This is a genomic window from Psychrobacter sp. Ps4, from assembly GCF_022129285.1.
Taxonomy (GTDB): domain Bacteria; phylum Pseudomonadota; class Gammaproteobacteria; order Pseudomonadales; family Moraxellaceae; genus Psychrobacter; species Psychrobacter immobilis_A.
The window spans coordinates 1-14,165 of sequence record NZ_JADQAK010000007.1 but is presented as its reverse complement, the minus strand read 5'-3'; the positions used below and the strand labels follow the sequence as shown (position 1 = coordinate 14,165).

9 protein-coding genes and 2 pseudogenes are annotated in these 14,165 nt (G+C 43.6%); 5 read left to right on the top strand and 6 right to left on the bottom strand.

Annotated features, from left to right (window positions below):
• The first annotated feature begins 109 nt into the window (after positions 1-109).
• The 4 genes from I3252_RS05680 to tdh all read left to right on the top strand — a co-directional run bounded on the left by I3252_RS05680 (position 110) and on the right by tdh (position 4,336).
• Positions 110-985: an N-acetylmuramoyl-L-alanine amidase gene (locus tag I3252_RS05680; protein ID WP_238034509.1), complete on the top strand. Its 876-nt coding sequence runs from the start codon at positions 110-112 to the stop codon at positions 983-985.
• A 44-nt stretch (positions 986-1,029) separates the two neighbouring features.
• The gene (locus I3252_RS05675) at positions 1,030-1,770 is read left to right on the top strand and encodes a pyridoxine 5'-phosphate synthase (protein ID WP_238034508.1); all 741 of its coding nucleotides are present in this window, start codon (positions 1,030-1,032) and stop codon (positions 1,768-1,770) included.
• A gap of 265 nt (positions 1,771-2,035) precedes the next feature.
• Positions 2,036-3,226 carry a glycine C-acetyltransferase gene (gene kbl, locus I3252_RS05670; RefSeq protein WP_238034507.1) on the top strand — a complete coding sequence of 397 codons (1,191 nt, stop codon included), beginning with the start codon at positions 2,036-2,038 and terminating at the stop codon, positions 3,224-3,226.
• A gap of 84 nt (positions 3,227-3,310) precedes the next feature.
• Positions 3,311-4,336: an L-threonine 3-dehydrogenase gene (tdh, locus tag I3252_RS05665; protein ID WP_192529555.1), complete on the top strand. Its 1,026-nt coding sequence runs from the start codon at positions 3,311-3,313 to the stop codon at positions 4,334-4,336.
• A gap of 841 nt (positions 4,337-5,177) precedes the next feature.
• On the opposite strand, the pseudogene I3252_RS05660 reads toward tdh, so the two are convergent.
• The 3 genes and pseudogenes from I3252_RS05660 to purL form a co-directional block, all read right to left on the bottom strand.
• Positions 5,178-5,314 (bottom strand): annotated as a pseudogene (locus I3252_RS05660) (transposase); the annotation flags it as partial.
• Between the two features lie 165 nt (positions 5,315-5,479).
• Positions 5,480-5,971, bottom strand: coding sequence for a hypothetical protein (locus I3252_RS05655; protein ID WP_192524103.1), 492 nt, complete (start codon positions 5,969-5,971; stop codon positions 5,480-5,482).
• 316 nt (positions 5,972-6,287) lie between these two features.
• Positions 6,288-10,286: a phosphoribosylformylglycinamidine synthase gene (gene purL / locus I3252_RS05650; protein WP_238034506.1), complete on the bottom strand. Its 3,999-nt coding sequence runs from the start codon at positions 10,284-10,286 to the stop codon at positions 6,288-6,290.
• A 465-nt stretch (positions 10,287-10,751) separates the two neighbouring features.
• On the opposite strand from purL, the gene I3252_RS05645 reads away from it, so the two are divergent.
• Positions 10,752-11,246, top strand: a complete 495-nt coding sequence (locus tag I3252_RS05645) for a pyridoxamine 5'-phosphate oxidase family protein (protein WP_087814538.1) — start codon at positions 10,752-10,754, stop codon at positions 11,244-11,246.
• Between the two features lie 92 nt (positions 11,247-11,338).
• Here I3252_RS05645 and I3252_RS05640 read toward each other — a convergent pair whose 3' ends face one another.
• The 3 genes and pseudogenes from I3252_RS05640 to I3252_RS05630 all read right to left on the bottom strand — a co-directional run.
• Positions 11,339-12,112, bottom strand: a complete 774-nt coding sequence (locus tag I3252_RS05640) for a hypothetical protein (RefSeq protein WP_238034505.1) — start codon at positions 12,110-12,112, stop codon at positions 11,339-11,341.
• Between the two features lie 218 nt (positions 12,113-12,330).
• A complete protein-coding gene (pgsA, locus tag I3252_RS05635; RefSeq protein ID WP_238034504.1) occupies positions 12,331-13,002 on the bottom strand; it encodes a CDP-diacylglycerol--glycerol-3-phosphate 3-phosphatidyltransferase in 672 nt (223 codons plus the stop codon).
• 264 nt (positions 13,003-13,266) lie between these two features.
• A pseudogene (locus I3252_RS05630) lies at positions 13,267-14,139 on the bottom strand (IS3 family transposase); the annotation flags it as partial.
• Positions 14,140-14,165: the final 26 nt, after the last annotated feature.

Below are 14,165 nucleotides of genomic sequence, written 5' to 3'. Positions count from 1 at the left end.
TCAGGCTCGCTTAGTCTACTATGTGTAGTACTTTCGCTCGCCTTCCTTGTATCCAAATCATATTGAAACGACTATATCAAAGCTCACCTTTATTTACACAGAGCATTTCATGGTAAAAAATATCTTTTTAGCGTTTGGCCTAACACTACCACTGATTGGCTGCATGACCACGACCTCTCCAGTGGCAAGTACTGAGAACTACATCGTGGACAGTAAAGCCTATCAAGCCACTGGCAAAAGCGAGCGCATCAAGACCATTGTGCTGCACTACACGGTGTCAGATAATGACCGATCGATCAAAACACTGACCACAGGCAAGGTCAGCGCGCACTATCTAGTGTTAGATAATGACGATGATAAAATCTACAATCTAGTACCAGAAAACGAGCGCGCGTGGCATGCGGGTGATGGCGGGTTTGCAGGTAGAACCATCCTGAACGATACTTCTATCGGCATAGAAATCGTCAATGTAGGAATTGCACCTGAATATAAAGATGCACTAAAAAATGGCGAACTCGACTATCATCCTTATGACCATTATGTGGCGTTTGACGAGTTACAGATTAAAAAGGTCGCGGAGTTGGTACAAGATATCACCGCTAGATATGACATCTCACCGAAGAATATCATCGGCCATTCTGATATGGCACCCTCACGCAAGATAGACCCCGGTGCAAAGTTCCCTTGGGAGCAGCTGTATAAAGAGTATGGCATCGGTGCTTGGTATGATGACGCTGATAAATTGTCTTTTATGGATACAAACGCATTTGCAGCGGCCACGATACCTGAGATCAAGCAGCAATTTCGTGACTATGGCTATCAGATTAACAGTAGCGACGAGTGGGACAAAACCAGTCGCGATGTCGTCTATGCGTTCCAACTACACTTTCGACCCCGTAACCCAACAGGAACGGTGGACTTAGAGACTTATGCTATTTTAAAGGCATTGAATAAGAAGTATGCTGATACCAACGATTTTTATTAACCCTTTCATATCATCAATAATAAACAAGCTGTACAAGGAATTTTATGAGCACATTGTTTAGCGTAAATTTGAATAAATTGGCTTTGATCCGTAACTCTCGCGGCACTGACTACCCTAACCTGTTGACCTTTGTGAAAAAGCTGATTGACCTAGGTGTCAAAGGCTTTACCGTACATCCGAGACCAGATGAGCGTCATATCAGATACCAAGACGTCTACGATATCAGTGCGTTCTTAAAGGATTATCCAGAGATTGAGTTCAATATCGAAGGCAATCCAAACGAGCAGTTTTTAGCGCTGATTCGTGAGGTTAAGCCGCATCAATGTACCCTCGTACCCGATAGCGAAGACCAACTGACCTCCGATCATGGTTTTGATATCATCACTCATCATGAGTTTTTATCAACGTTAAGCAAAGAGCTGCAAGCCTTTGGTACGCGCTGTGCGGTGTTTATCGACCCTGATATCGAACAAATCAAAGCGGTCATCGAGAGCGATGTACAGACGATCGAGATGTATACCGAAGAATGGGCGCGTGCCTACAATAACGGTAAGAGCGGCGACCAATTCGATGAGCTCAAGCAACGCTTTAGCGACTGTATTAATCTAGCTAATCAAAATGGTATCCGCGTCAATGCGGGTCATGATTTGAATTTGGATAATTTGGCTGATCTACTCGCGCTTAGTGATATCGCTGAGGTGTCGATTGGTCATGCATTTACGATTGAATCATTGGAACAAGGCATGGATAATGTCGTGCGTCAGTATTTAGCAATTTGTGCTTAGTTCATACTAGGGCGTGTCTTCAATTCACTCGATAGTCCTCTAAATGGGCTAAAAATGGCTAAATCTTGCCAAACATCGTCAAATAGCTGGTTAATATCCCGATATTATCTGCACTATTTTCCTTGTTTGACGGCAATTTATCTCATTTTTATCACCATTTTTGAAATGAAGACACGCCCTAATGAGCAAATAGTTTGGTTCTATCAGCAGACCTAATATCTGCATTATCAATGCAAACGCCAATAATATTAAAAAAGGAATCTTTATGTATCAAGACTTTCAGAAACATCTACAACAAGAAATCAGCGACATACGCTCAGCAGGACTGTATAAAACTGAGCGCGTGATCACCTCTCCACAAGATGCGCTCATCAAGATCGCCGATGGCCGTGAAATGCTTAACTTCTGTGCCAATAACTACCTTGGACTGTCTGACCACCCTGAGATTAAAAAGGCGGCTATTGGGGCTATTGAAAACTCAGGTTATGGCATGTCATCGGTGCGGTTTATTTGTGGTACGCAAAATTTGCATAAGCAATTAGAAGCGGCGATTTCCAAGTTTTTTAATACCGAAGATACGATTCTTTATGCCGCCTGTTTCGATGCCAATGGCGGTGCCTTTGAGCCACTGCTAACCAGTGAAGATGCGATTATTTCTGATTCGCTAAATCATGCCTCAATCATCGACGGTGTGCGCCTATGTAAAGCTGCGCGTTATCGTTATGCCAATGCAGATATGCAAGATTTAGAAACGCAATTGCAAGCGGCACAAGCACAGCGTTTTCGTTTGATTGTCACCGATGGTGTGTTTTCAATGGATGGTAACGTGGCGCCGATGGATGAGATTTATGCGTTGGCACAAAAATATGATGCCATGGTCATGATTGACGAGTCACATTCAGCAGGTGTGGTCGGTAGCACTGGTGGCGGCGTGACTGAATTGTTTGATCTACGTGGCGATATTGAGCTGATCACTGGTACCTTGGGCAAGGCATTTGGCGGTGCTATTGGCGGCTTCACCACAGGCAAAAAAGAAATGATTGAGATGCTGCGTCAACGCTCGCGCCCGTATCTGTTTTCAAACTCTATTCCTCCTATGGTGGCTGCCGCTGGGGTAAAAGCGTTTGAGATGCTATCGCAAGACAATACCTTACAAGACCAATTGCATGAAAATACTGCCTATTTTGTGAAGCAAATGCAAGAGGCGGGATTCGATATCAAGCCTACCGAATCGGCCATTTGTGCAGTGATGCTCTATGACGCCAATGTCTCGCAACAAATGGCAGACGCACTGCTTGAAGAAGGCATTTATGTGATTGGCTTCTTCTATCCTGTCGTGCCCAAAGACGAGGCTCGCATCCGTGTGCAGCTCTCTGCCGCCCATACTCGCGAGCAGCTAGACCAGTGTATCGCCGCCTTCATCAAAGTCGCCAAGCAAATGAAGGTGATTGATTAGAACGTGTTTAACACACCCTAAGAGCAGTTCAGTATTTATCTAGATTCAACAATAAAATGCAACACAGCTAAATAAGAGAAAAGTATGAAAGCACTGGTTAAAGCCCATGACAAGAAAGGCATCTGGATGCAAGACATGCCAGAACCTACAGTTGGCATCAATGACGTTAAAATAAAAATTAAAAAAACCGCCATTTGTGGTACAGATTTGCATATTTATAAGTGGGATGAGTGGTCACAAAAAACCATAAAAACACCAATGATTATCGGACATGAATACGTCGGTATCATTAGTGAAGTGGGCGATGGTGTGCAGCATTTTGAAGTGGGTGATCGAGTCACAGGCGAAGGACATATCGCTTGCGGGCATTGTCGTAACTGCCGCCGTGGTAAGCTACATGTGTGCGAAAACACTATAGGCGTGGGCGTTGACCGCGATGGCGCGTTTGCCGAATATTTGGTGATACCTGCCGATAATGCCATAAAACTCGATGAGCGTATCAGTGATGACATGGCAGCCATTATGGATCCCTTTGGCAATGCCACTCATACCGCCTTATCATTTCCTGTACTTGGTGAGGATGTGCTGATTACCGGTGCGGGGCTGATTGGTTCAATGGCAACGGCGATTTGCCGCTTCGCAGGGGCGCGTAATATTGTGGCGAGTGATATCAGCGATTATCGCTTAGAGCTTGCCAAAAAAATGGGCGCGACTATGACCGTAAACCCAGCCAAAGGTGAAACCATCGAAGGCGCCATCGATACGTTAAACATGCATGGCTTTGATGTTGGGCTTGAAATGTCTGGCTCGCCTCAGGCCTTTGATTCGATGATTAGTAACATGTATAACGGCTCTAAAATCGCTCTCTTGGGCATTTTACCTGACACCACCACGGTGGATTGGAGCAAGATTATTTTTAAGGCGTTAACCCTAAAAGGTATTTATGGGCGTGAGATGTGGGAGACTTGGTATCAGATGGAGCAAATGCTGATTAGCGGTATTGATTTGTCGCCCATCATTACCCATCGCCTGCACATTGATGATTTTCAAGAAGGCTTTGATATCATGGAAAGTGGGCAATGCGGTAAAGTGATTTTAAGCTGGGATTGATTTTGGTGACTCTTAGTTAGCTTTTAAATTATCATGACTTATAAAACGGCGCTGATTTCAGTGCCGTTTTTTGTGGATATTAAAAAGTAAGAAAGAGAAACGATTAATAACTCTGACCAAGATGATCTGCAAAAATATCTAGAACAAAAAGCCAAGCAAGCACAGGCAAAGGAGCAGGAACCTGAGCCGCTCTCTGCATATGACGTTTGTGTGTTAAAAGAAAGTGCCAAGATTCATGAGTTGATTGCTGAGGCTCAGAAAAATGTTAAAAAATAGCTGTGTGCAAATAGTATGCTAAAACCCAACTTTAAAATTATGGCAGCGTACAAAGCTCTAATAAATAAGAAAACACTTGTTATTGCATTTTTCGCTGTAGGATTGTTTGGATTTGGTCATGGTTACTTAATTACCAAAAAAAATCATAATGATGAATTAAATGACGCACGCTATCTAGTTGATAAGAATTATATACTTATGAAAAAATAAATTGATAAAATCATCATAGAAGAAGGAGTAGAGTCAGCAAATTAATATATAGACCAAATGGAAAATAAATATAACGAATTATATGGCTACTAATATTTTCAGAAGTTGAGTATTAATATGAAACATAGGAAGTTTTTTAGAAGAACTTCAATATCAATTGCTTTTCTTTTAATATGGTTAAGTTTTTTTCTAATTGGAAAGGGTTTTTATCTTAATAGCGATGATTTTACTCCTTCTTGGCAGGTTTACTACAATGAATCACTGGACAGTTATGATTAACTGAGAGAATATATTAAGAGTAGAGAGTAATATAACGAAATGAATTTAATGCCAATAACAATATTAGGGCGTGTTCCTAATTCAGTTTACAATGAATCATAGTACAAGCCAAATACAGCATAGACTTATAATTTCGTGCCAGTTTTTCGTAGCGAGTCGCCATACTACAAATTGTTTTAGCCTTGCAAACGTGTTTTCAACCAAGTGTCGTATAGTTACTACACTACAAAAGAGTTATGATTTGGATGTATATCATAACTCTTTTGTAGGTTGGTATCGAAGAACGAAACCCAACAAGTTATTGGTTCAGATTATTAACTCTAAATTGTTGGGTGTCGCAAACTTCACCCAACCTACGCACTTTTTACTATTGTTAAATCAATAGACAATGTCCACTGTTATCCATACTTTGTCTGCTTGACAATCATAAAGATATGGATTTTTCCATTCCGTACTAGACCCCATATCGTTGTCCATAAGATCAGAGTAATCAATTGAGAACCCACCTAGGGTTACTGTATCTCCTATTCCAAAACTGACTTGGTTTTCCTCATCATACAAAGCTGATATATCCTCGTTAAAAGACAAGCTCTCGGTTTGAATCAAAATTAAATAGTCATCAATATAAAGGCACTTTCCCTTTTTATTAATTAAGCCTTTCATTGTATCGAAATCACTTTCAACGTAATCATCTTGTTCCGTAATCGGCGCCATCTTAACGTTATCTCCTGCTTCTTCATCGTCACTCATTATTTTAGAATCCATGTCTACTTCGAGGCTACTATTTGGTGTATCGTTTGAATTATTATGTGCCTCTGGTTGACAAGCTATTAATAAAAAGCTTGCTAGGATAAAAATATATTTACGCATGCTTTAATCTCAAAATACAATATTTATTCAGATCTTCAGATAGTTCATAAGTAGATAATAGCAAGAACACGATGTTACCGCTAGCCCAGACTGGCAGATACAAGTGGAAGGCGGGAGTAGCTCCACTACTTCTCAAAAACCCAAGCCACAAACACAAAAAAGGTGAGCTTTGAGCCCACCTTTTCATTTTAAAAAACAGCTATCTAAAACTACAAGCAATTGCTAGAGGTTTGAGTAGCGAGGAAAACATGCGCAAGCACTACATGTCGTAGGCTCAGCAAGTTTGACAAAGCTAATCAAGCATCTAGGTTTGCGACTAGCGCAACCAAGCTCGTGCATTACGGAACATACGCATCCACGCACCATCCTCATCCCACTCTTCTGGTTTCCAGCTGTGGTTATAGGCTTTTAGGTTACGCTCAGGATGTGGCATCATAATCGTCACACGACCATCAGTGCTACACAGTCCAGTGACACCACCGACCGAACCATTTGGATTGAGCGGATACGTCTCAGTTGGATGACCTTGGCTATCGACATAACGCATCGCAAGCTGACCGTGTTTTGCCATACCGTCGATTTCGTTGTTATCCAGTGTGGCATAGCCTTCACCATGCGCCACAGCGATTGGCAAGATACTGTCTTGCATGCCTTTGAACAAGATAGACTTGGTACGCTCGACTTTTACGTTGACCGTACGTGCTTCAAAACGAGCTGATTTGTTAGCGACGAAACGTGGGAAGTTTTCTGCACCTGGGATGAGGTCTTTTAACTGAGCCATCATCTGACAACCGTTACAGACACCTAGTGAAAAGGTATCAGGACGGGCAAAGAAGCGGACAAACTGCATACGTAGCTCGTCATGGAACAAGATAGAGTTCGCCCAGCCAGAGCCAGCGCCCAGTACATCACCATAACTAAAGCCACCACAAGCGACCAAACCGTCGAAGTCACGTAGATTGATACGGCCATTGAGTAGATCGCTCATGTGTACATCGACCGCTTCAAAGCCAGCTTGGGTAAAGCCTGCTGCCATTTCCGTCTGACCATTGACGCCTTGCTCACGCAAGATAGCGACTCTTGGTTTATTGTCACGGCTGGCTAAATATGGTTCTTCGACCTTTTGATTTAGATCAAAGTTTGGCGCAGCGATGAGGCCTTTATGGCTCGCATCAGCAATCAAGTCATACTCTTGCTGTACACACGCTGGGTTATCACGGCGACGCGCGATTTGATAGCTGACCTGAGTCCACGCTTGCTGCAATTCAGTACGGCTAAAGCGTAGAGTATCATCACCCATAAGCGTTGGCGTTTGAATAATTAAGCTATCGTCCTCGCTACTTTGACCAACTAAGCTCAGCATGTCATCGACATTAAATTCTACTGCTAATTGCATTAACGCCGCGACGTTTTCTGGCAATACTTGAATGACTGCTCCCAGCTCTTCACTGAACAGCTGACCGAGTAAGTTATCATCATTTAATGACAGCTTGATACCTTGACGGCTAGTGAACTGCATCTCAGCGATCGTTGCTAATAGACCGCCATCACCGATATCGTGATAGGCGCTGATGACGCCTTGCTCGTTACCCGCTTGGATAAAGTTGAAGAAGTCGATCAAGTCGCTTGGCTGTGCTAGATCTGGGCAGTCGTTGCCTAACTGGCTAAGCGTTTGCGCAAGGATTGAACCGCCTAGACGTAATTTTCCTTTAGACAAGTCAATGCGGTAAAACGCGCTATCGCCATTGATTAGCTCAGGGGTTAGCGTTTTTGCCACATCAACCACAGGAGCAAAGGCAGTAATCACGAGGCTCATTGGTGATACAACTGATTTATCCGTCTCACCGGCTTCACTGCTGTCAGTCCAGTTGGCACGCATCGATAGCGAGTCTTTACCGACTGGAATAGCGATACCCAGTGCTGGGCATAACTCTTCGCCGACAGTATAGACAGCGTCAAATAATGCAGCATCTTCTACGTCATCACCACACGCGGCCATCCAGTTCGCTGACATGGTGATATCAGACAACTGAGCGATACGCGCACCAGCGATGTTGGTAATTGCTTCACCAATGGCAAGGCGTGCTGAGGCTTTTGGACTAATAAGCGCAACAGGCGTACGCTCGCCGACACTCATGGCTTCGCCGCTCATCACCTGACCATTGAGCGCGATCAAGCCTGACGCCGTCACAGCACAATCTGATACAGGCACTTGATAGCGACCCACATACTGATCACGCACGACCATACCGGTGATAGAGCGGTCACCAATGCTGATTAAGAATGATTTGCTAGCGACAGTTGGGTGACGCAACACGTCTTTGATAGACTCAGCTAGATTGACATCACCAAGCTCTAATGCTGGTAACGTGCTCTCGGTACGCTCAAAGCTGCGTTGCATTTTTGGTGTACCGCCGAGCAGTACTTGCATCGGCATATCGACTGGTTGCTCGTCCAACAGTTCATCATCAACGATTAGCTGGCGGATATCCGTCGCCTCGCCCAAGATAGCATATGGGCAGCGCTCACGGGCACAGATGGCATCGAACTGATCTTTGCTCTCTGGGCGAATCGCGAGCACATAACGCTCTTGCGCTTCGTTTGACCAGATGGCCATTGGCGACATACCCGCTTCTAATGATGGAATCTTACGCAAGTTCAGATGCGCGCCCATTTCATGGTCATTGACCAATTCTGGCATCGCATTAGACAGACCACCTGCCCCTACATCATGTAGTGAAACGATTGGGTTGCCGTCTTTACTGTTATTGCTTACATCGACATCATCGCCCGCTAGTGCCCAACAGCGATCTAGGACTTCTTGGCAACGACGCTCCATCTCAGCGTTATCGCGCTGAACTGAGGCAAAGTCTAAACCCTCATCAAGATCACCACTATCGACTGACGATGCGGCACCGCCGCCCAGACCGATTTGCATCGCAGGGCCACCAAGAACGATAAGCAAATCGCCTTTTTGGATTGCATTTTTTTCAATCAGATTGCGTTTGATATTGCCGTAACCACCTGCCAGCATAATTGGCTTATGATAGCCGCGCATCTCGCTACCGTCTTTTGCGGCAGAGGTATCTAGCTGAAAACTACGGAAGTAACCGCATAGATTTGGACGACCAAACTCGTTTGAGAAGTTGGCTGAGCCTAATGGCGCTTCGGTCATGATCTCAAGGCTGGTTGCCATACGATCTGGCGTACCATAATCCTGCGTACTCAATTGACCTGACTGCTCCCACTTTTCACTAAGCTCTGGGATATGCAGATGTGACACGTGGAATCCTGTTAGACCCGCTTTTGGCTTACCACCGCGACCAGTCGCGCCTTCGTCACGAATCTCACCGCCAGCACCTGTTGCCGCACCAGAATAAGGGGCAATCGCTGTTGGATGATTGTGCGTCTCAACCTTCATTAAGATATCGATTGCTTCTTGATGAAAGTCGTAAGGATGGATTGAGTTGGCATCCATCGCGTCAGTTGGGATAGGATAAAAACGCATGCCATCAGACCCTGCCATCACCGCAGCATTGTCTTTATACGCTGACAAGATACCTTGTGGATTCGACTGGTACGTGTTTTTAATCATTTGGAACAGTGATTTTGGCTGCACTTCACCATCAACTGTCCACTGAGCATTGAAAATCTTATGACGGCAATGCTCTGAGTTTGCCTGTGCAAACATCATCAGCTCAACGTCAGTTGGGTTGCGTTTCAACTCATTGACATAGGCGTTCATTAAATAATCAATATCTTCACTTGATAACGCAAAGCCGAATTCTGTATTAGCTGATTCTAGTGCTGACTGACCTTGTCCGATCACATCGATATGATTTAGTGATGCTGGCGCTTGATCGTCAAACAATTTGCTGACATCGCTCAAGTCATAAACCAAGCTCTGCGTCATACGGTCAAACAACACCTGCTCAGCGGCAGTAGACAGCTTTTCACTGATCTTGCTATCGATGGTCAGCGTATAGACAACGACACGCTCGACGCGATTGATCGCAATTTCACAGTTATTAAAAATATCAGTCGCTTTACTTGCCCATGGCGAAATCGTGCCAAAACGTGGACCTACGATGACTTGTAATTGATTGCTTTTTGGGGCTTCAAGGACAGTGCTACTATCGACAGCAAGTAAGTCTAGCGCTTTTTTATGCTCATCACCTTCTAGTTCTCGTGATAACACATACACTTGCTGGGTATGGATTTGGCTGACATTTAGCTCGGTTTTTTGCTGGAACTGACTGATGAGTTGCTGCGTCTGAAAATCGGTAAGAAACGGTTGTCCGGCGATGGTCATCATAAAGGCATAATCCGTAAGATCAAGGCATCTCTGCCATGCAAAGTAAATGGTCTGGGTATTATAACAAGAAGCCCTGTAATAAGCAGGTCAAAACCAAGATAAATTGCTGATGCTTGCTATTCAATAATAGTGGAATCTTCGCCATCGTTGAAACCCTTGTTACTTTTAAAACAGGCTACTTTCACAACAGAAACTTAACAGCGATGTCGTCACAATTTTTACCTAAAGCTTATAGTCCTTACAAACCCTCACATCGCCTTACGGGCAACCTATATAAACACAAGGTCACAACTAGGTATTCTAGTTTCAGTTGTTAAGGCGACGATCGTTTTTCTCAATTCATCTGGTTTTCGATACTTGGAAAACGCTTAATTTGAAAAACGCTTAGCCTGAATAAAAACTACTATAACCAATCAACTATTTAATCACTACGACTTAATCAAAATAAAGAAAGGGAAATTTACTATGAGTAGACAAGACCACATCAATAAAGTGCAAGAATTGGTAAAAGACATTAAGTTTGCCATGATGACAACTCGTACTCACGAAGGGCATTTGCATGCCTGCCCAATGACGACGAGCGAGATGAGCATCGGTGCAAAAGAAATTTGGTTTATTGGTGATAAGACTACCGAAACCGTGAGTGACATTGAGAAAGATCCGCAAGTAAACTTGGCATATGTCAGCCAAGACGCCAAAAACTATGTCTCAATTAATGGTAAAGCGGAACTGGTTGAAGACCAAGAGAAATTAGACGAGCTATGGTCGCCGATCTACAATGCTTTTTATGAGCAAGGTAAAGAAGATCCAAATGTACAGCTGATTAAAGTCGTACCACACGGTGCTGAATATTGGCTCAGTGGTAGCTCGGTCGTCAATATGTTTAAGATGACCACTGCTGCTGTGATGGATGGTAAGAAAGCAACTAACCTAGGTGAAAATAACTCAGTAACGTTATAAGTTATCTAAATCAGAAATAGCAAAATTAAAAACGCCAGTGGCTAATGCGACTGGCGTTTCTTTACGCGTTATCTATTTTCTATCGATAGGCATTACTGCGGTGGTTTCGCATAACCATTGTCCGCAGGGTAAGCTTGCGGCTGTTGAGTCTTCGGCTTAGATGGATCATATAGACCATAAACGGCTGTACCTATTACACCTGTGTTATTGATAGAACCTGAGCTGGTATTGGCAGCATAGGCACTTTCTGGTTTGCTAAATATAAAGGATGCTACTGAGCTTTGGCTCTTACGGAAGCCTTCAATCACCAAGTTATCATTTGGATGTAGCACATATCCACTGTCATAGCGACTGGCAGCGCTGCCATTGAGGACATTGATTCCATCGACACTAGCGACGATTTCATAAGTATTGGGACTGTTATTGTTGTACACCAAACGATAGGCCTGACCCGCTTGACCTTGGACGTAGTAATTACCCGAATCTCGATAGATCGATAACGTATCTGTGTCCGTTTCCATCGAAAAATCAACCTTGCCCGCCAGTAGCGACATGCTATTTACCGCACGTCCATTATAGGCTTTTTCTGCATAACGAACCTGCATCTGCTCGATCGGCTCACTACTCGTACGGCGCAGATCAACAGTCGTCACTTCAGAGTTGACATCATCACCCCATTTTGTGCCCAAACGCTCCGATTCTGCCGCGTCCTGAGTAGAACGTTCTGCAGTAGCGTCTGTTTCGATAGATTTTTCTCGCTGAATGGTTGAGGTGGACTCTTCCTGCATGTTTGAGCCAGAAGAACACCCCGTTAATAATGCCAACAATAATACGGCAACGCCCGATTGTGTCTGATGTACTGTCATGCTTATTTCCTTATTTGAATGCCGTTTCATGATAGCTGGATCAATTTTCTTGTATTTTGTTTACTAATTTTTAGTATATATCAACCATACAAACAATGTCTAAGACAAATAGGCAACATCAGCCGTATTTCAAACAGACCATAAAAAACGCCAGCGGCTAATGCGACTGGCGTTTTTTGTTGTCTATGTTGTTTGTTGATCATATCTGCGTTATATATTTACCCGCTTTGCTTTAGGTAAGGCCAAGCCGCTTTAAGATAAATCATCATCGACCATAGTGTCAAAATAACAGCAGCAACCATCAGCACATAACCGATCGTTTCGAGCGACTCCCAGTTTAATAAAAGTACCGTAATAGCCACCATTTGAAACGTCGTTTTTAGCTTGCCGACATACGACACCGCCACACTGGTACTTTTGCCCAACTCTGCCATCCATTCACGTAGCGCTGACACCGCAATTTCACGCGAGATAATCACAATCGCGGCGATTGCCATAATAATATTGGGATGCCATTGCACCAAGATAATAAGCGCCGCCGCCACCATTAACTTATCAGCGACAGGGTCTAAAAAACGACCGAAGGCTGACATAACATTAAGCTTACGGGCAAAATATCCATCAAGCCAATCAGTAATCGCTGCAATAATAAAAACGCTAGTCAAAAGTAAATGGCGTAACAAGCTATCACTAAATTCGCTCATACCGACCCGCGCAATCACATTGTCTGATATGGCAGGCAGGCCAATTCCCATAGCAGGTGGCCAATAAGCAATCGCGACAAATAGCGGAATCATTAAAATCCGCGCGATAGTAAGGTTATTAGGCAAGTTAAAAATACTCTTGGTATTTTGCGGCTCCTGCGTATGCAAATGCGTATTATCAGTCATGGCAAACCCAGTTTTATATAAACATATTAATGGTAGATAGCTTAGCATTTTTCACGCAGGTCGTCATGCCATCTCTTTAGCTATTCAGTTATCGATATAATGTCGGTTGAATTTAAAACCAGCACAAGGCAACCGAATGTAGATGTATATTTAATACTTCAAGCGAGGTTAACGCAATAATATTTTTATAGTGGAATGACTATTAAAATTAATCAATCTGACCCCTGCCGTCAATCCCGTAGACTTAAACTTGGGAGATTTTAGTTACGCAGCCTGACGATAATAATCAAACCACACCTGTCTTGGCGATTTATAGCCTAAACTCTTTTGAATCCTCGTTTGGTTGTAGTACAGCTCAATATAGCCAATGATATCGCTGATGGCTGTAAACCTTGTTTTATAGTCTTCGTGATATACCAGCTCGTTCTTTAAAGTGCCCCAGAAGCTTTCTATGGGTGCATTGTCGAAGCAATTACCTTTAGCGCTCATTGAGCCTGTAAACTGATGCTGTTTGATAATCTTGTGGTAGGCATGGCTACAGTACTGACTGCCTCTGTCAGAGTGAACTATTAGCTCTTTGCTGGGCCGTTTGTTCTTGATGGCCATGTTCAATGCTTTGCATATTAGATCAGCGGTCATACGTTTGTTAATGGCATAGCCAACCAGCTCTTTAGTGTATAAGTCTTTAACCCCTGCTAAGTACAGCCAACCCTCATTCGTCCAGATATAGGTGATGTCACTGACCCAAGACTCATTAGGACGCTTAGCATCAAACTGCTGATCCAACACGTTTGGATAAACCATTTTATTATGGTTTGAGTCTGTAGTGACTTTAAAGCGTTTATGGCGACGGCATTTTATGCCATGTTCTTCTTTGATACGTCTGACCATGTACAAGCTAATATCATGGCCTTGCTCTATGAGCTTTGCATGCAGTCGCTCAACACCATAGCGCTCACGAGTTTCACTGTGAGCAGCCCTAACCAGTAGCTCAGACTGATTACGATGTATCTGTTGGTCACTGATATCACGACTCAGCCAGTCGTAATAACTTGATGGCTTAACACTTAGCACACGGCACATAGTGGTGATGCTAAAGAAGTGCTGATTATCTTTGATAAAGGCGTACCTGACTAACTATCACTGCGGGCATAGCCCTACGT

Bases quoted from the DNA above. Each gene is read 5' to 3' on its own strand.
- pgsA (WP_238034504.1), bottom strand. From the start codon at position 13,002: ATGACTGATAATACGCATTTGCATACGCAGGAGCCGCAAAATACCAAG.
- kbl (WP_238034507.1), top strand. From the start codon at position 2,036: ATGTATCAAGACTTTCAGAAACATCTACAACAAGAAATCAGCGACATA.
- I3252_RS05680 (WP_238034509.1), top strand. From the start codon at position 110: ATGGTAAAAAATATCTTTTTAGCGTTTGGCCTAACACTACCACTGATT.
- tdh (WP_192529555.1), top strand. From the start codon at position 3,311: ATGAAAGCACTGGTTAAAGCCCATGACAAGAAAGGCATCTGGATGCAA.
- I3252_RS05675 (WP_238034508.1), top strand. From the start codon at position 1,030: ATGAGCACATTGTTTAGCGTAAATTTGAATAAATTGGCTTTGATCCGT.
- I3252_RS05645 (WP_087814538.1), top strand. From the start codon at position 10,752: ATGAGTAGACAAGACCACATCAATAAAGTGCAAGAATTGGTAAAAGAC.
- I3252_RS05655 (WP_192524103.1), bottom strand. From the start codon at position 5,971: ATGCGTAAATATATTTTTATCCTAGCAAGCTTTTTATTAATAGCTTGT.
- I3252_RS05640 (WP_238034505.1), bottom strand. From the start codon at position 12,112: ATGACAGTACATCAGACACAATCGGGCGTTGCCGTATTATTGTTGGCA.
- purL (WP_238034506.1), bottom strand. From the start codon at position 10,286: ATGATGACCATCGCCGGACAACCGTTTCTTACCGATTTTCAGACGCAG.